General features: G+C 53.9%; 20 protein-coding genes. 8 read left to right on the top strand and 12 right to left on the bottom strand.

Annotated elements, in window-relative coordinates:
* Positions 1-1,013: amidohydrolase family protein (locus WCA10_RS24980; RefSeq protein WP_472825267.1), on the top strand; the 1,013-nt coding region annotated here is incomplete at its 5' end.
* A 300-nt stretch (positions 1,014-1,313) separates the two neighbouring features.
* Here the strand turns inward: WCA10_RS24980 and WCA10_RS24975 are convergent.
* Together WCA10_RS24975 and WCA10_RS24970 are read right to left on the bottom strand one after the other, a co-directional pair.
* Positions 1,314-1,670: a cupin domain-containing protein gene (locus tag WCA10_RS24975; RefSeq protein WP_472825266.1), complete on the bottom strand. Its 357-nt coding sequence runs from the start codon at positions 1,668-1,670 to the stop codon at positions 1,314-1,316.
* Positions 1,671-1,713: 43 nt separating this feature from the next.
* Positions 1,714-2,346 (bottom strand): NADPH-dependent FMN reductase, encoded by a 633-nt coding sequence (locus WCA10_RS24970; protein ID WP_472825265.1) that lies wholly within the window; start codon positions 2,344-2,346, stop codon positions 1,714-1,716.
* On the opposite strand from WCA10_RS24970, the gene WCA10_RS24965 reads away from it, so the two are divergent.
* Positions 2,331-2,813, top strand: a complete 483-nt coding sequence (locus tag WCA10_RS24965) for a TetR family transcriptional regulator C-terminal domain-containing protein (protein ID WP_472825264.1) — start codon at positions 2,331-2,333, stop codon at positions 2,811-2,813. The genes WCA10_RS24970 and WCA10_RS24965 overlap by 16 nt on opposite strands.
* A gap of 343 nt (positions 2,814-3,156) precedes the next feature.
* On the opposite strand, the gene WCA10_RS24960 is transcribed toward WCA10_RS24965, so the two are convergent.
* Together WCA10_RS24960 and WCA10_RS24955 are read right to left on the bottom strand one after the other, a co-directional pair.
* A complete protein-coding gene (locus tag WCA10_RS24960; protein ID WP_472825269.1) occupies positions 3,157-3,390 on the bottom strand; it encodes a DUF4267 domain-containing protein in 234 nt (77 codons plus the stop codon).
* Positions 3,391-3,638: 248 nt separating this feature from the next.
* Positions 3,639-4,085: an anthrone oxygenase family protein gene (locus WCA10_RS24955; RefSeq protein ID WP_472825263.1), complete on the bottom strand. Its 447-nt coding sequence runs from the start codon at positions 4,083-4,085 to the stop codon at positions 3,639-3,641.
* 90 nt (positions 4,086-4,175) lie between these two features.
* Here WCA10_RS24955 and WCA10_RS24950 point away from each other — a divergent pair, with 90 nt between their 5' ends.
* Complete coding sequence (locus tag WCA10_RS24950) at positions 4,176-4,514, top strand: winged helix-turn-helix transcriptional regulator (RefSeq protein ID WP_472825262.1); 339 nt, start codon at positions 4,176-4,178, stop codon at positions 4,512-4,514.
* Positions 4,515-4,965: 451 nt separating this feature from the next.
* On the opposite strand, the gene WCA10_RS24945 is transcribed toward WCA10_RS24950, so the two are convergent.
* The 6 genes from WCA10_RS24945 to WCA10_RS24920 form a co-directional block, all read right to left on the bottom strand.
* On the bottom strand, positions 4,966-5,679 hold the full coding sequence (locus WCA10_RS24945; RefSeq protein ID WP_472825261.1) for a tyrosine-type recombinase/integrase: 714 nt from the start codon (positions 5,677-5,679) through the stop codon (positions 4,966-4,968).
* A gap of 775 nt (positions 5,680-6,454) precedes the next feature.
* Positions 6,455-6,787: a cupin domain-containing protein gene (locus WCA10_RS24940; RefSeq protein WP_472825260.1), complete on the bottom strand. Its 333-nt coding sequence runs from the start codon at positions 6,785-6,787 to the stop codon at positions 6,455-6,457.
* 132 nt (positions 6,788-6,919) lie between these two features.
* A complete protein-coding gene (locus tag WCA10_RS24935) occupies positions 6,920-7,495 on the bottom strand; it encodes a class I SAM-dependent methyltransferase (RefSeq protein WP_472825259.1) in 576 nt (191 codons plus the stop codon).
* Between the two features lie 47 nt (positions 7,496-7,542).
* Positions 7,543-8,172, bottom strand: a complete 630-nt coding sequence (locus WCA10_RS24930) for an HPP family protein (protein ID WP_472825258.1) — start codon at positions 8,170-8,172, stop codon at positions 7,543-7,545.
* Positions 8,173-8,187: 15 nt separating this feature from the next.
* Entirely contained in the window at positions 8,188-9,855 is a 1,668-nt protein-coding gene (locus tag WCA10_RS24925; protein WP_472825268.1) for a molybdopterin-dependent oxidoreductase, read from the bottom strand.
* A 472-nt stretch (positions 9,856-10,327) separates the two neighbouring features.
* Entirely contained in the window at positions 10,328-10,981 is a 654-nt protein-coding gene (locus tag WCA10_RS24920; RefSeq protein WP_472825257.1) for a helix-turn-helix transcriptional regulator, read from the bottom strand.
* Between the two features lie 976 nt (positions 10,982-11,957).
* On the opposite strand from WCA10_RS24920, the gene WCA10_RS24915 reads away from it, so the two are divergent.
* Positions 11,958-12,515 (top strand): carboxymuconolactone decarboxylase family protein, encoded by a 558-nt coding sequence (locus WCA10_RS24915; RefSeq protein WP_472825256.1) that lies wholly within the window; start codon positions 11,958-11,960, stop codon positions 12,513-12,515.
* On the opposite strand, the gene WCA10_RS24910 is transcribed toward WCA10_RS24915, so the two are convergent.
* Together WCA10_RS24910 and WCA10_RS24905 are read right to left on the bottom strand one after the other, a co-directional pair.
* Entirely contained in the window at positions 12,462-13,631 is a 1,170-nt protein-coding gene (locus tag WCA10_RS24910; protein ID WP_472825255.1) for a PP2C family protein-serine/threonine phosphatase, read from the bottom strand. The two genes, WCA10_RS24915 and WCA10_RS24910, sit on opposite strands and share 54 nt — an antisense overlap.
* A gap of 36 nt (positions 13,632-13,667) precedes the next feature.
* Entirely contained in the window at positions 13,668-14,474 is an 807-nt protein-coding gene (locus WCA10_RS24905; protein WP_472825254.1) for a GAF domain-containing protein, read from the bottom strand.
* 161 nt (positions 14,475-14,635) lie between these two features.
* Here WCA10_RS24905 and WCA10_RS24900 point away from each other — a divergent pair, with 161 nt between their 5' ends.
* The 4 genes from WCA10_RS24900 (at position 14,636) to WCA10_RS24885 (ending at position 17,558) form a co-directional block, all read left to right on the top strand.
* The gene (locus tag WCA10_RS24900) at positions 14,636-15,523 is read left to right on the top strand and encodes a hypothetical protein (protein ID WP_472825253.1); all 888 of its coding nucleotides are present in this window, start codon (positions 14,636-14,638) and stop codon (positions 15,521-15,523) included.
* A 149-nt stretch (positions 15,524-15,672) separates the two neighbouring features.
* Entirely contained in the window at positions 15,673-16,230 is a 558-nt protein-coding gene (locus tag WCA10_RS24895) for a methyltransferase family protein (RefSeq protein ID WP_472825252.1), read from the top strand.
* 134 nt (positions 16,231-16,364) lie between these two features.
* A complete protein-coding gene (locus WCA10_RS24890) occupies positions 16,365-17,111 on the top strand; it encodes a hypothetical protein (protein WP_472825251.1) in 747 nt (248 codons plus the stop codon).
* Positions 17,112-17,333: 222 nt separating this feature from the next.
* A complete protein-coding gene (locus WCA10_RS24885) occupies positions 17,334-17,558 on the top strand; it encodes a hypothetical protein (RefSeq protein ID WP_472825250.1) in 225 nt (74 codons plus the stop codon).
* Position 17,559: the final 1 nt, after the last annotated feature.

The following is a 17,559-nucleotide window of genomic DNA, read 5'->3' as shown; positions in this document are numbered from 1 at the left end:
GTACCGGAAAGACTTTAGTTGCGGGCCTCTGGAACACGCATGTCCACTTCATCGAACCAAAGTGGAATCATGCGGCAGATCTTCCTGCCGAACAACTCACAGCGCAACTGCAGGAGATGCTCACGCGTTATGGTTTTACCTCGGTTGTAGATACCGGCTCTTTCCTGCAAAATACCCTGGATCTCCGAAACAGAATAAAAAGCGGAGAGGTTGCGGGACCTCGGATTCTAACGGCGGGAATGATTATCTTTCCAGAGCATGGCCTGCCTTTTTACATTACAGAGTCCATGTCCCCCGACCAGATCAAAGGTTTTGCAAAAGGAGAGGCCCCAAGCCCGGCGGACGCCGTACGAATTGTTGATGAGCAGCTTGCTCAAGGTGCGGATATAGTCAAACTTTATGCCGTCACCTGGCTCCGGTCCAATGGCAAGATCGAGCCATACGCGATGCCATTGCCGGTCGTAAAAGCAGCGACAGATGAGGCACATCGCAAAGGCAAGCTGGTCTTTGCACATCCCTCGAACATGGAAGGTGTGGAGCTTGTCCTTGCCGGCCACGTTGATGTTCTAGCGCACACTTCCGAGGAGCCGGAGAAATGGAATGATGCGGTGAGTGCGCGGTTAGAAGCTGCAAATGTCACGCTGATCCCTACGCTTACTCTCTTTAGCCACGATGACAAATTCGATTTGATTTTGAAGGAAGTAAAGAGCTACTCGGATGTCCATGGCCAAATCATGTTTGGTACGGATATCGGTTATCTGACCGACTATCCTGCGTTGACAAAGGAATATGACTATCTGGCGCGTGCCGGTTTGACGTTTCCACAGATTCTGGCTTCGTTAACCACAACTCCCGCTGCACGCCTCGGATATGCCAATCGCACCGGCCAGGTCAGAGTGGGGATGGACGCGGACCTTGCGCTCCTCGAAGAGGATCCGGCTCGTGACATAGATGCTTTTGCTCATGTGTCGCTGACAATCCGCAAAGGGAACATCATTTATCAGAAACCTTAAGACCTTCAAAAGTATCTTCAGGGGCGCAGGCCGCCCGCCCTTATGAGCAATTGCTTCTCACTGTTGAAGAGCAAATCGGAATGAGCTTACGGTCATCTCATCCCAAAAAGCACAATATGCGGTGGAACGATTTTGCTTCTCGATGCGTACACTTCCGAAGTCGTATGACATAAGTGCTATTCGAGGAGTCACACACATGAAATTGTTGATTGTGCCGGCGATTTGCAGGCTTGTTCTACTTGTGTCCGTTCCGGCGCAGGCCGATGCCACGGAGAATTGTCATAGTTGTTTGGAATCAATTCAACGAGGAAAATCTTGTTCATCCATTCGCACGGTCGCGATTTCCGCACGCTCGATCGTCAGGTTCACCGACCGTGATCCTGCCGGCGCAGTTCGATGCCTTGTCCCTTTCGGGACGGTGAACATCTGTCCGACGCTCAGTTCTATACGTTGGTGCTCCAATTCAAGGATCACGGTTCCTTCAAGTCCAATAAATGTCTCATCGGAGTTAGGATGAAGATGCCAAAAGTAGGGCTCGGTCATTAACGAGACTCGGACGACATGATCGTTGATCATGGAAAGTACGACATTCTCATAGTTGCCGGAAAGTTCCTTTGCTTTCTGCATCAAGTTGATTACGCTCATGTTTTCACTCATTGAGGCCTCAATGAAGTTAAATGTTCGAGCGAGTGCCGGCGGATCATCCGTTGCGCGAAGTGTGGGAAGGTGACCGACGCCGTGCTGCGTAGGATGAGCGGGAGTTCGATGTGTTGTACGCGGACTCTGGGCGCCCGTCGATTGCGCCGGAGTACATTGTGAGACTGTCAGCTATCTTCTGGATTGAAGCGAGGATGGTAGCTGCGAACTGAGGATCGGCGGCTATTTCCGAAGCATTGAGATCTCTGCCCAACAACGGGATCGTTATTTCTGCTTCGGAGAGTAACTGAGCATCCATAGTTTTTACAATTTCCCTCAAGGATGCTTGGGCGTGTTGACTCCGAATAGAGGCATTGAAGAGAGCCACTGGTTTACCGGAAAGCTCTCCGCTTCCGACGACCCAATCCAACGCATTCTTTAGTGCGCCGGGAATGCCGTGAGCATATTCAGGAGTAGAGAAGAGCACTGCCGAAGAATCTCTCAGTTCGGCGCGCAAGCGTGATACCGCTTCAAAAGCGGGCTCCACGTCGAGATCAGGGTTGAAAGGGGGAATAGTCTCCAGCTCTTCGTACAGAACAATGTCGAGGGGTGATGGAGCAATGAGTGCGGCTGCGCGCAGAAGCAGGGTGTTCGTCGATTGAGCGCGAAGGCTTCCGGATATTGCCAACATCTTCATTTGATTTCGATGAGCAGTTGTTACAGCAGGATTCACAACAAGATTATGGTCGTCTTGGGCCGAATGGGGCTAGGCGCTGTTGCGCAGTCGCCAGCGCTCCTCAAGGATCTTTTACCAACCATTTCCGTTCGAAGGAGGCCTTTGCCAAAGAGGTGCTTGACCGCTACTTTGCCAACCTGCAAGAGAGAATCGGAGGGGCTTTGAACGAGAAGTCTCTTACACCGCGGCAGCGGCTCGAGAGGTACTTGGAAATCATTAGTGGCCTGCTCGCGGGCGACAAATGGAAACGCGGCTGTTTGATCGGTGATTTCAGCCTCGAAACGAGCGCTCAGAGCAAACTGATGCGCGCACGGCTGGAGGCGATCTTGCACGAATGGCGCGAGCCGTTCGCTTTGTGCATCGCTGAAGCGCAGGCCATTGGCGAGATTGATTCAACGTTCGATCCATGTCGCCGGAAATGCTTGTAGATTTGCACTAAATCGCCCAGCAGTTATCGAGGGAGAATTCGTAACACGAGGTCGCTTGTGGCGCGGATTCCTGGATGGTCGCCAATTCGAAATTGATTTTGAATTTCCGAGGATGCGTTCGGAATTGAAGAGAGCTCTTTGTGAGGTTTGCGCTTTTCCACCCTGCACAAAGAGCGCGCAGCATGGGGCACCCCGGCGGTTCGGTCTGACGCTGATTGAACCATCCTCAATGCGCGCATTGCCCTGAAGCCGCCAGTTTACCTTTCTGCTACATTCCACTTCGCAACTATACGTCCACATCTAATGGCTCAATTGTTCTCCTCCTGGTTTTAACCGTCGCCGCTCAAGAGACTTTGATCAGCAAAAGGCCGGCGAAGAGCATCACCGCGCAGGTTACGCCATGAACAGAGAACGCTGTGGCCTTTCTGCCGCCGGACACCAAGATGTTGGACATGTCTCCGAAAGGGATAATGGAAAAAACCAGGAGAACTATGCCTACTGTCCTGCTGTCAGTAGTGAGCATCAGGGTCAATGTTGACAATCCAGATGCGATATCCCGAATTCCTTTGAGACGCAGCCACGCTTGAGTGTCAGCTTCTGATGCAGGCGGCTTTAGACCAAATCCCCCAAGGTCCGTTGAGGAGAGACAACATAGAAGCAGCCGATCACGATGATCCCGACAGAGACGAGAACGGCAAGGGAGAGCGGAACAGCATTGTGCATAGACATCTCCTTGTTAGTAAATCCAGCAACGCTATGCTTGATGTGAGGACGCCCGGGAGACGGCACTCTTCTCCGCCTAAGGCACATGAAGGCAACGCCCTCTCAAATCCCTAATCCGGCCAAGAAAAAGATCATGGAGACTGCGAGAACGGCAACTCGCACCCGATGAAGTCCATCCCACATGCGGAGTTCCCGTTGTGTACTTTCCGTCCATCCATCGGCATCCAATCGGACCATGCGGTTGTTGATTGGTACCAAGGACAGTAGTGAAAGCGCGATCGCGGCTCCCCAGAAAGCGATGGCGACACCGAGCAGCCCAATATGGGACTCATGTCGATGGGTGATCGTCTCCGAGACAAGCAGCAGCAGGCTCGCAATATACCAGACGGGCATTGCCCTTCCGAGTCGGCGTCCAAAGAGCTGAGAGGCTCTTGCCTGAGCCGCGAGATCAAGCTTCCAAACAACCGGGTTTATGAAGGCAGACACTGCGAGTTCGCCGCCGATCAGAAGGCCAATGCACAAGATTGTTGCAACATTCAGAATGTTCATGATGCGCTCCTGGATTTCAGACGTCCAACCGATGTATGCTGACTCAGAAAGATGTACTGACAAATATGTCAGCGAGCAGAGAGGAGGAATATGCCGGTATCGAAGAAGGAGATATCTGCCTGCCCGATTGATGCCATGTTGTCCGTCATCGACGGGCGCTGGAAAGGGACGATTCTGTGGCGGCTTTCCGACGGACCCTTGCGCACCAGTGAATTGCGTCGGAGCATTCCCGATATAACCGAGAGAATGCTGATCCGGCATCTCCATGACCTCGTTCGGGATGGGATCCTCATCCGGCATCAGGAAAACACTGTGCCGCCCTGCGTGCGATATTCAATTTCGAAGTATGGATGGACGCTTGTGCCGGTGCTGGAAACGATCTGTGCCTGGGGCCGTGTTCACCTTAAGCGTCCGAATCGCGCTCGCTGAATACAAGGCCTGATTGAATTCGGCGGTTTCTGGATGGTCGCAATTGCGCCGCACTCATTCTCAACGAGCGCATCATCGCCATCTAATCTCACTTACTGAACAGCCATGCATTTGGGACTGGGCAATTCGGCGGTTTGGGCAGAGGTTTACAGGGCAGAGGTCGCAGGTCCGATAAGGGTCCAATAAGGGTTGCCATGGGTACCTTAGAGCGCCAAAAGAAGCCATCCGTGACGCGTAGTTTCAATAGGTTACTGCTCGCCTCTGTGCTGTCACGGCAGAGGTCGCGGGTTCGAGCCCCGTCGTCCCCGCCATTGATTCCAAAAGAGTTAATTGGAATCGGCGGAATCAATCGGGGTGCAAAAGAGCCACAGAAATGTGTCCCTTTTGCACCCCGGTTGAATTGTGCCTTATATATAAGGTCGTAAGGTCGCTGGTTTCCTGGCGTTCAGAACTACGCACCATGCGTTTGCGACTCCGCTGGGGAAGAAAAGACAAGCGACATGACTGCGGCTTGGGCAGCCAGCTTCGCCGGAGTAATTGCCTGGGTATAGACATCGAGCGTCGATCGCAGTGAGGAGTGCCGCAAAAGTTCCTGCATCACCTTGAACTCTGTGCCGACGCTTTTCAAGAGAGTCGAGTACGTGTGCCGGAAGGTGTGCCAGTCGAACTTCTTTTCGATTCCAAGTTCTTCCGCCCTGGGTCGGATGTACTTCCGCAAGATCGCCTGCCCCCAGTACGGTTGACGACCACGGCGGCAGCCGCTTGCGAAAACCCAATCGCCGGGTTTGCGGTAGCGTTGATGTTCCTTCCATTTCTCTAGGGCTTCGACAATGACCGGATGAATTGGAACGGGCTTCTGCGAAGATTCGGTTTTGCACGGCCCCACAACTCCGCACACAATCGAGCGCGTCACGTTCATCGTTGCTTCCCTGAGATTGATGTCAGACCACTTCAATCCAAACAATTCACTCTGACGCAAGCCAGTTGAGGCGGCGAGCAACACCAAGGTGCGTTCTCGAATAGCAAGACCATCCGCCAACACCCTGATCTCCGCCGGAGTTAGGACGCAGGGCGTCTTCTTGCGTTTCGCCCCTTGCCGAACCAATTGAATTGGATTGCGGTCAAAGAGTTCGTATCGGCAGGCGTGATTGAACAGAACGGACATCACGCCGCGGATCTTCGCACAGGTACCCTTTGCAAGTGGCAGACGGCGAAGCCACGATTCGACTTCTATAGTTTTGATGTTCCGTAGTTCGTACTTTCCCCACTGAGGAATGATCCAACGTTTTAGATATCCCGCATAACATTTCTTCGTAGAGTGGCTGCGCCAAGTGTTTCCTTGTGCCAACTCGCATCGTTCGAAATGGCTGCAGAGCGCCGACATCGTGATCGTGCGAAGCCTGATTCGTGGATTATCGCCGTTGATTTTCTCGACCAAGGAAGCGACCGCTCGCCTTGCTGAGTCAGCATCGACGAACTCTTCGACGGTTCCGATTACTCTCTTGCGGTATATACGCCGTCCCGAATCGGTTTTGTCGGACCAACGGAGTAGCCATACGTCGGGGCCCCGCTTTCGTTTCTTCATAATCAAGCTGCAACGTTGCATTCTCATCCTCCGTAACCGCAGTAGCGGTGCAGGGAAGATGATTACGTAAGTTGACCGGCAGCGGCACTTGCCACGGGAGAGCGAGACGTCCAACAGATCAGGAGAACACTGCTTTGCGGCGGCAGTGATGTGTTTTGGTGACTTAGAAGCGACAAGGCTCGCTACTCGCGAGCGTAAAGGATTTTCTTTAACAGATTGCCTTCGGTGACGCGAGACTAGGCATTCGCCCCCAACCTGCGCTCCTTCTTTCGCAGGCGTTGAACTTGGAGTCCTGGCTGCTACCTCAAGCTCAGTTAAGTATGGGACTTCCGAATGGAGCGCGCTCTCAGCGATCTCATGAGACTCGGTCCGTCGCAGCCTTTATCTGAATGAGCAGCATCCTGACAGGAGACTTCGCCGAGATGGCGTGTGTCAGCATCGGAGGCATGTAGACAAAGGAGCCTGGCCCGGCGTTGACTTTATCCTCTCCCAACTGAACTTCAGCTTCTCCGTCCAGAAAGTAGAGAATTGCAGGCGTCGGAGCTGAGTGCGCGGAGAGTTCCTGGCCTGACGAGAAGCCAAACAGCGTGATATTTACTTTTTCGTCCTTGCGCAGGATGCGGCTTAGGATTCCGTCTTCTGGCGGTGCCAACTCCATTTGCAGATTTGCAAGAAACGTATAGTCCATTGATTCCTCCTTCAAATAAGCCTATAAGCGTCGCCGTTGTGGCTGACGGCACCATCGAGACCGCACCAATCACACCGCAGAGGGACCAAGTGAGATCGGCAGCGACTTATCCCACCTTCGATTGAAATGATGTCAATTCGTTGGATACGGGCGCCTCGCCGAAAAGCGGAATCGCCCGGCACCCAATTCAATGCGAATCGACGTAAACCCGGCAGCTCTAAGCCGTCCATCCAGTGTGGCTGGATCAACCAGGATCATCGTATCGCCCAAATGGATGATGCGCATTAGTGTGGACGGAAGGCTGTCTACTCCTGCGAAAATCCCTCCGGGTCTGAGGACTCGATGAGCTTCGGCGAATACCTGATTCTGCAGTATGAATGAGGGTACGTGGTGAAGCACGGTGAAGGAGACAACTGCGGAAAACGAACCATCACTGTACGGCATTGCGGTAGCGTCTCCATGTTGCACCTGGACATTCGTATTGAGCAAGCGATACCCAAGAGAATTCGCAAGCACGGGATCGATCTCAAGGCACTCCATTTTCTTTACTCGATTGCGCAGCCAATCAGTGGTCACGCCAGGTCCTGGGCCAATCTCCAACACCGAATCGCGGAGTTCTACGTCCCGCAGCGTCCATGGAAGAATCTCATCCTGAATCTTCCGCTTCCAACGACCCGATCGGCAGTACCATCTGTGGAATCGATTCATATCGGTGCATTGCCCTCTCACAGTGTGGACATCGAAGAAGCTTGCGATCACCCTTCCGCGAGCTTCTGTTGGGAGGTCTCGTACTTTTTCCAAATGGGATAAGACAAGCCAGCCAGCCGATTAATTACGAACGCCTGTGCGACGAGAATGACGACCGCCGCTTCGATGATGACGAGTTCTTTGGGCTTAGAAATGATGCCTAACGATACGATCAGCGTGGTAGCGCCAGCAGGGGGATGGCTGGCACGAAACAGGGTCATTAACGCACCCGTGGCCGAAAGTGAAAGGGCCGCCGCGATGATTCTTGGCCAATAGACACCTGGATGCGTGCCGAACGGCAATGTTGCGGCCCCAGTCAATTCGAATGCGGCATAGCCGCAGATGAGACCGATAGCATGGCCCACAACCGAATTTCGCGGACTCGAATTCTCCGCCAGTGGTGCGATAAATAAAAGATATGCCGTCGGACCAAGAGATGGGAATACAAATGGACTGTTCGTGACCACCGCAAGCAACGCAAGCAATGCAATGGTGAGGAATCCGTTCACAAATACGTAGGCAGACCAGACAAAGCGTGGGGGAAATCTATCTAGCAGCCATGCCAGCTTGACGCGATCGAGAAGCACCGCAACGTGCTCAAGACTACCATTGCCGCCGCTCGCACTCTGATTTTGCAATGTTCCTTGAACCCCTTAGATATTAGGCAGTAAGTCGAAATATTCGTCGTCTTCGTTCTTTCCGCCTTCTCCCTTACCGAGCTGTTTCTCCGACTCGATAAACTCGATGCGCTCGATCCATTTGACCATCTTGTACCCAAGTTGGTTTTCGACTCGCAGACGCAGCGGAGCGCCATAAATCTCTGGCAGGCGTTGCCCATTCATCTGCGAGGCTAAAAGGCATTGGGGCTTCAGAACATTCTCGATGCTTTGTGTATCGTAATAAGCGCCGCCATAGAGCGCTTCACCGAAGGAGAAAAAAGCGACGACTTTAGCTTCTGGCTTTGGGTGTACCAATTCGATAATGGCCTTCATCGGAACACCGCCCCATTTGGCGATGCCGCTCCAGCCTTGAATGCAATGATGCATTGTGATGTGTTCGACCTCACCCAGCTTTTCGATCTCGGCAAGGGAAAGCTCGACAGGATTATCTACGAGACCTCCCACCTTTAAAGTGAAATCTCGGAAGCCGTTCTCTGCCAGATGAGTCCAATCGCTTCTCACTGGCATCTTTCCGTTCGGCCAAAAGTACGGCGAGATATCCTGTTCGGAATACTTCTGCTGCGGAGTCAGCCGATTCAGCGTGAGGAGTTGCATAGGATAGGCTACGAGTTTGAGCGCGTGCTGAAGTCGGCGTGGTTGGTTCCACGAGATGTAGTGTGCAGCGACCCAAGAGAGAACGACGACTGAAATGCCCACGAAACCCAGCGCCATGCCCCTATTCCCCTGATCGTTGGTGCCGAGGACGATGTGATTCATGTTTCGCGCAAATCCTGTCATCACGATCAGAGTCACATGAGCCACGATGAACGCGAAGAAACTGAGCATCGTGAGGAAGTGGATGGAACGGGCCGACTGTCTGCCGCCAAAGATCCGAGCATACCAAGGGAAATGATTCACCATAGCTGGAGACATGGCGATTCCGGTCAAGATTGCCAAAGGACCAAATAGGAAGACTACCGTGAAATACGCAATTTGCTGCAAAGCGTTGTATCCATAGAACCCGTTCGGCTCCGCAGGTAGGTGAAATGTTGCGTAATGCACCCATGTGTTCCATGCTTGCAAAAACACGACGGGAGACGCAGGCACCAAACGGCGCCATTGTTCGGTGTCAAAAAGCATGATGACAAAGAAAACGCCGGTGATGATAAAGCCGTGGACATTGATGAAGTGCCAAACCCGCGCGATACCGATCGTGTGCCGATAGCCGGGTGTGCCGACGAGAGGCGAAATATAGCGAGCATCGTCTTTTGCAGTCCAGACGCGGTCGCGGGGAACTTTGAGCGGTGTCAACCGGATCCATTCGCTTCCTGGAGTACAGTCGTCATTGAAATATAGACGGGGATGGTCGACCAAGATCGAAAGGCCGCTGCGAATGAGCATCATGACGAAGAGGAAGTTGAAAAAATGGCAATAGCGGACCCAGAGAGGAAACCCGTGTGGTCCTGCAAAGTTGCTGGGATATATCTGGGGGACTTGAGGAATGTGAGGCAGGCCCGCCACTGCAATCTCTATCCAGGCGGCGGCGATTGCCAGCAGAATTACCAAGCCACTCCCCACCAGGATTGAAGGACTAATCCAGATTCGGAAGCGGCGGTCGTCAGGATAATGCACTGCCCTATGTGGGATATCAAAGGAGATCATAGCCTTCACTTGTGGACGCGAGTTCGAGAACCCTACGCAATGCCATCACGCTCCTCTTTGGTGACCCAAGATCCGACTCGCCCATCGGCCGGCATCGCTGATATTTGTTTTGATCAAGCTTATGTCGCTTCGGCAGCAGGTGGTTGAGAGCCCAGCCGCATGAAGCAAAGAGGTCGAAGAGCCGCTTCAAAGATGATGAACAATGGGATGTCACCGACGAGTAAGCCCAGTGTCGGAGTTCGAGGCCGTAAACCACAATAGTCCGTTTGTACCCCTGCGGGAGACAATTGTCATTGCGGCTAGTTCACTGGAGTTGGTGTCGTTTCGATTGTTCCAAAGCGGAAATTCATCGTCTCCATGCCGCTGCTTTGCCGACCAGGAGGCGCGCCACACAAGGACGTTTTTGCCACCGAAATGCAGATACCTTTGCATCGCGATCCGCAAAGCAAGTTTGTGCAGCAAGGTCTAGAGATCAGATGAGACGGCGCTGAAGCGCATGCATGACCGCCTCAAGTCGATTGTGCGTCCGCAATTTCTGGTTAATGTGGTGAAGATGATTCCGAAGCGTCTGCGGGCTGATACCAAGCACTTTCGCAATTCGCGGGGCTGTGGCACCGACCGCGAACATTTTGAGGATCTCAAGCTCCTGTGAGGATAGAGGCGCAATCGGCGCCGCTCCGGCGACGGCGTCTTCCAGATTGGCCACTTCTTTAGAAATGGCGATCATGCGGCCGAAAATCTCTTCGCGCTTCTTTTGTGCACTGATGTCACGTACAACGTGAACAAGGAGTGATCTGCCAGTCCGCCGGTTCAGAAAAGAAATTGAAGCAAGGTTGACCCAGATGCGCACTTCACTCCGGGTAGTCACATTCAGATCGAAATTCGGTATGTGATTCGCGGATTTGGCACATCGCAATGCAGCACAGCCTTCATGACAGACATCTGTACCCAAAGCCCCGATTCCGTGCAGGACATTGGAGCAAGTCTTCCCGAGTACTTCATCTGCGGGATGGCCAAAGAGTGCCTCCGCTGCATGATTCCAGAAACAGATTTCGCCCGTCTCACGGACGGCAAAGACAGCATCCGCTGTGTTTTCGAGAAAGGCGAACAGTTCCGCTTCCAGCATGTTCACATACTAGAGCGTCTGACCAGCGTGCGCTGGAACAATAGAAATTGAGTCCCGTCCATATCCTGAACCATGTGAGGTTCTTACGACTTTACACAGGCTCAATCTTGGACTGGTAAGGCAAAGTCAGGCTACGTTCTAGTACCGAGTTCAGATTGGCCGAATACCGGCCGAATGCCTCTGAAGAGAAGAGATCATCCCCATAGGGCTTGATCAGAGCTGCGGCCTGGACAGTCTCCCCGGCACTCGGCGTGCAAGGTACATTGTGTGAAAAGGATACGTGTGGCGCTCTGTAATCCAGAAGCAAGGTTTGAATTTCCTTGAGGATAGGCCAGATTCTTCTCTGGGGCAGTTAAGATAGGCCCCAACGTTTCCTGGTATCGATTCTGCCAGCCCCGCAACATTCTTGAATCTGCCTCGCATCGTGGGCTGAGGGATTTTGTAATTGCCTCGAACTTGCCATCGGCAGGGGAATTATTGCGTAATCTTGAAATTGCCAGGAACGAAATCAGTCTGAACGGCGCGGATGTTAACGACCCGTGAAGTCGGCTTTGTCGAATCCCACGAGTCGATCGCATCTTCCGGGGGTATCTTCGACACCTAGCGCTTGAATCGGGCGTTTCGATTGGGCATCTAAACTGCCATGCGAAAGGTTGTTTCCACAGGGGACGCAGATCGGGCCGCGCCGGAGAGACGAATTATCTTCCTGGCCGACGGCAGCCAGGTCCCCCTATTGCCGGACGAACACCTGCTTTCACCCGATCCCCCTGCAATTCCCTCCAGTAGAGCCGCAGGCTTGCCACTGACCTTTTCCAAGGCGAAATCGGCGGGAGCGTCTTCGCAAAGTCATCAAAGGGCGGTACTCGCATCAAACGATTACCTGCGAGGTAATTGCTGTGATTCTTGATCTATTCGATAGTAGGCCAGTAGCCGAACAGTAATGCCTGCGAGGCTACAGATCACAGAGGAGAATCATATGCCGAACTATCCCATTCATACGATCGCTTCGGCGCCTGAGGGTTCGAAGTCGGCGCTGGAAGAGCTCAAGCAGGCGTTTGGCGTAGTACCCAACATCGCCGGTACGATTGCGAATTCACCGAAACTCATCAACTCTCTTGTCGGCCTGTTTCAGCAGGTCCATAGCCATGGCCTCACCGAGGCGGAGAATCAGATCGTGCTGCTGACAGACGCAGTCGCCAATTCTTCCAGTTATGCTGTCGCTTTCCACACCGCGCTAGCACTCCAACAGGGAGTGAGCCCGGAAGAGACCGACGCGATTCGTGAGAGGCGTGCGCCGGCGGACAGGCGATTCGCCGCGCTTTCCACGCTGGCAAAGACGCTGATTGAGAAACGCGGACACTTGAGCGAAAAGGAACTTGATTCGTTCGTCGCTGCCGGCTTCACGAAGGAACAGGTCCTCGAGGTTATCGCTATAGTGGCGGCCTCGACAGTGTCCCATTGGCTCCGACAGCAAATCCGGCTACCGTCGATGTTCCCGCGTTATCGACGTAGACATATTTGCCGTCCGGGGTGATGGCATTCCAGCAGTTTCCGTCGCCAAAGGTGTGAATGCTTGGCTGATTGCGGTGATCGTACCGTCCGCATTGATGGTGTAGGACGAAATGCTGGAGATATCGGTTCCTCCTGGCTGGTTTTCCGAGACGATCAGAGCGCCACTCGGCGTAAACACTGTGTCAAACACGCCGGGTGTGACGCTGTGATTGACCACAACAGACCCGAGCGTGCCATCGGGATTGATGGCAAACGTATCGATGTTGTTGGGACCTTTTTCAATGACGACGAGCCTCGTGCCATCCGGGAAACGGTACGATGGCGCCATTTCCGCCAGCATTGAGAACATAGACAGTTCCTTTATGCTCGGCAACGCAGCGGCACGTATGCGGGCGTAGTCGGGGCGCCCGGCAATGAGCACGAACGTTAGCGTCCCGAGAGCAATGAGAAAAGCCATGGGTGGGCCAAGGCGACTCCACGCGATAGGCTTGCGAAGCGGCAGATACCACACCGGTTGCGCTTGCGCGTCCGGCACTGCCATCTGTAGGAATGCTCGCCGGCGTTTCTTCACAAGGAGCCAAACCATTGCAATAAGCGCGATCGTCGCTCCCAACCGAATCAACTGCACGCCCACCATCGAGCGGCCCCAGTTACTCGTGAACCACCGCAGGAACGCCGGCGCGTCCATAGTCAGTTGCCCCAGTCGCTCCAGGGAGAGTAGTGCAAGAAAGACGGTGGCGTGCGAAGCAAGGGGCCGAAGCAAGCGCACGAAAGCGGAGAACGCGAGCAACGCGAGCACAAGCATCAGCTTTCCCCGGAATAGCCACGGCGTGCCCCGATGCATCGTCTCCTGCCAGAGGATGTTCGGCACTGAAGAGAGGAGGATAGTGATGATCCAGGCGACGATGAGTACCCGGCGCTCAGAAGTAAATGGAACAACATCCGATCCGACTTCTGCAGCCATGACAGCGTTGGTCATAATCTGGCCAGCCATCAATAGCGCTGCTGGCATTCCCTTGCCTGAAACATCTGCCAGGACGATGGCGATTCTTCCCGAACCAAGGTCGAGAAAGTCATAATAATCACCCCCGACTGCGCGAGCCTGTATGCAGACACCGGCATAATCAAGTGTCTGCATGACGGGTGCGCGCTGAGGCAACAAGCGAGCTTGGACTTACCGAGCCATTTCTGACTCATAGGCTGTTCGCCGCACAGCAACGAGCTGCGCGGCCATCTTTTCGGCCAGGCGAATGCTTTCGATGGCGACTCCCGCCTGATTCGCAACTGAACTTAGAAGCCGTTTGTCTTCTCTGGAATAGGGCTCTTCCGATAATCGTGGACCGAGAACAATGATTCCTACCAGCCGGCCATCACGTGCAGGGAGCGGAATGATGCACTCGCACTGGAGCGGCTCAATCATCGAGAACGACGCGAACAGATCCGAATCCGGCGGAGGCACGTCGACAGGTTGGCCTTGCCGCGCAATCTCCTTGAGCAAGGGATGTTCGGTTGTGAGCCGGTGTAACTTTGGAGGGACGCCGTCTGCAGCGGTCTGCAATAGGGCATCGGCGACTTCGACATACAGAGTCAGCGCAGAGGGATGCAGCGCTTTGGTGATCTGTTCTACGAGCAACGTCGTTAGCTGTGTAGTGTTCTGGGCCGTGCGGATTCGTTCCGCCAGATCCTCAAGGATTTGCCGCGCATCGTATTGGCTTCGGAAAAAGGAGCGGTCGAGTCGGTGTCGTACACCATCCTGGATCCGCGCTATTCCGACTGCTATCAAACCTCCCACGCCAGCGCGTGCCATGCCAATGGTGACGACCGCACCGTTCCCGGAAGGGTGAAGCCATGGAAAGAACTGAAAGAAGAACCTGACAAATACCCACGCGACTCCCATGCTCGCGAGGGTGATGACTAGGGCAAAACCGCGGCGTACGAGCAAGTACCGCGCGCTGCGCTTGAGCAGAACCGGAATATCCATTACCCTGTGTTTCACAACGGCAGCAGGGCATTCCGCCGTGACGATAAGTCTGAAATTGAACTTGTTTACGGGCCGTTATCACAGACTGGAATCGCAACTGGCAATAGACTCTTGGTGTAAATGCTGTGTTCCTAGAATGATCAGTCGTACGGAGACAACGAATGAAGCTTGACTCCAGAATGGTGAGATCATTCAGTGTCTTTACTGTGCTGGTGATCCTGATCACGGTATATCTATTCTTCATTCGCCCATCACAACTACGCTGGGGTGCCACGACAGAAGAGATGAGGCGGTCAATGCCCGGCGACGACCTGGTCGCCAATCCGAACTTCGTGGCGACACGAGCCATCACCATTCGAGGGCGGTCAGAGGACATCTGGCCATGGATTGCGCAGATGGGTTTCGACCGAGCCGGGTACTACGGCTACGACCTCATCGAGAACATCGGCAGCAAGACAGGCATCCGAAGCTCTGAATCGATTGTGCCCGATTTGCAGCATCCGAAAACTGGCGATCTACTTCCAATCAGCAAGGTCGCGCACCTGACTTTCGGACAAATCGAACCCAGCCAGTTCCTGATCTGGCAAAGCGAAGCAGTGCCTCACGATGGCGCATTCACATGGGCACTGTATCCAGTCGACGAGAGCCACACGCGCCTCGTGAGTCGCATCCGGCTGCGATATCACTGGGCAAGTGGCGCTTTAATGCTGGACCTGTTTACGGAGTTCGCCGATCACGTTGCTGTACCCAAGATCCTGGCAGGCGTGAGGGATCGCGTCGAAGGCCGGGTCCCTGAGTCGCTTGCTAGCGAGGCGACGGAAATCGCGATCTGGCTTCTCGCGTTTGTGGAGTTTGCGATTTCAATCGTACTCGTGTTCCGTTGGCGCCAATGGTGGCGTGCCTGGACTCTCGCGCTCGGTGCCGGATCGTTGCTGATGTTCGCTCTTTATGCCCACACCTCACTGTGGATTGGAGCGGCTTTGGGCTGCGGAATTGGTGTTCTGATGCTCCAACTGTCACGACATCCATTCCGCCGCAGCCATGCGTAGCAGCCGGATTGATGGAGTGAAGGACATGGGAAGCAACCTCGCAATGTCGGCATTTGTTCGAGCAGAACATCTGACGCCGATCTTGCTTTCTCTCTGTGCTTGATTTGGCGGTGGGTTGCGCGGGGTTCTGCGGTGAAAGGATGTGGGCTGTGCTGACTGGACTGCTGATTCTTGCCTGTTGGGTTTTTCTTGTAGTGTATTGGAACATCAGCGCGCGCTCTATTAAGCCTGTGGCGGAGGGTCAGGACTGGAGCGGAAGGCTGGCCAGGATGCCAATCTGGCTGGGGTACATCGTGTTAATCGTCATCTGGATATATCCGTTTGGAATTGTGATGATTCGACGGACGGCCGTTTCGCGCTCACTTGCGGTTGCGATCTGCGTGCTGGGGCTGATGGTGTCAATATGGTCACGCAAGGCGCTTGGCACCGAGTGGAGCAGGGATGTGGAATTGAAGCAGGGGCACAGGCTGGTGGAACGGGGACCGTATGCTTTCGTGCGGCATCCGATCTACACCGGTCATCTGCTGATGGGGCTGGGGACGGCTATTGGCTCTGGCCAGATGGTCGCATTCGCAGGGCTGGCGCTGTTCTTCGTGGGCTTTTGGATCAAACTGAGGCAGGAGGAGGAGCTTCTTATAAGGAGCTTTCCGGAGGAATACCCTGCCTACCGGGCTCGCGTCCGGGCGCTGGTTCCGTATGTGTTGTGACGCGATTTCGCGAATAGGCGGGTGTATATGGCCAGCCCCGCCACTACGATGAACCGCAATGGCGTGCTGAGGAGTGCATTCCAATCGGCGCTACAATTCGAGCGCACATGCGTTCAGCATTGGAGGTGCAGGCTATGTCGATGCTTGTTCAAGGCGAACATCTGACGTCCCCTGCTCAGACAAACGCTGCACGCCTTGGGCGTTGGATCGCACCATTGCTCGCGGTTTCGGCGGCCACAGCATTTGCTCTCGGCATTACTACTCCTCCCCGTTCCGGCCCATTTTGTATTGGCCAATGCATCGTGTATCCGTATACCGACGTCGTGCAATTTGTTCCCCGCGACTACCTTTGGGTGTTGCCAGGCACATTGCTCTTGCCACTCTTCGTTGTGCTTGCTGGCTGCATTCATGCAAGCGTTGGAGTAAGCAGACGAGTATATAGTCTCATCGGTCTATGTTTGGCATCGATCGCAGCGGGAATCATCACCCTCGATTACTTCACACAGTTCGAAGTAGTTGCGCCCAGCTTGCTGAGAGGTCAGCCCGACGGGCTCGCACTCTTCACCCAATACAATCCCCACGGTTTCTTCATTGCTCTTGAAGATCTCGGCTATCTAATGTTGAGCGCCGCGTTTCTTTTCGTCGGCGCCGCCTTTGGCAGTGCCAATCGTCTTGAGCGATCAATCCGATGGACATTTATCACATCTGTACTTCTTGCTATCGCCAGTTTCATTGGAATGTCCTGGCATTTTGGCTTCAATCTTGAATACCGGTTCGAAATCGCAATTATCACGATTACCTGGACAACATTGGTCGCGTCGGGGGTGTTGCTCACTTTCTTTTTCCTGCGACCCACGCGGTCCGACTTGCCGCTCTTCTGAGAGTAAACGGTCAGATTCTTGGGAAGATCGTCGAAATTCCTGGTGATCCAAAGCGCCTTTGGAGCCAGTTAGAACCCTCTCAGTGACGCCGACCCGGGGTAGTACAATTCACGGATGATCGAGACTCTCTATAAAACCAATGCCCCAGAGAAGGAAAGATCAGAGTGCTACGTACTTGTTCTTGCGTCTCGCCCGGCGAGTGAGAACGGAGCCTACGTTTTCATGGAAGAGCATGGGCGTTGGGATGACGACTCGGACAGGTTTATCCACGAGGTCAAAACGATCAACACGGAAGACAGACTGACTCGCGAAGAAGGCCTCGCCCTGTTCGACTCCGCAAAGAAGAACCTGGCGGAGCGTGGCTTCATCCATGCGTTTGTTCCGGAGTATAGTCGCAAAACGCAGCCCGTGGATCAATTGAGCGAGCTTGAAGCGGTCGGCGCTTAGA

Source organism: Occallatibacter sp. (assembly GCF_049582745.1).
Taxonomy (GTDB): domain Bacteria; phylum Acidobacteriota; class Terriglobia; order Terriglobales; family Acidobacteriaceae; genus Telmatobacter.
This window is presented reverse-complemented; position numbering and strand designations above follow the sequence as displayed.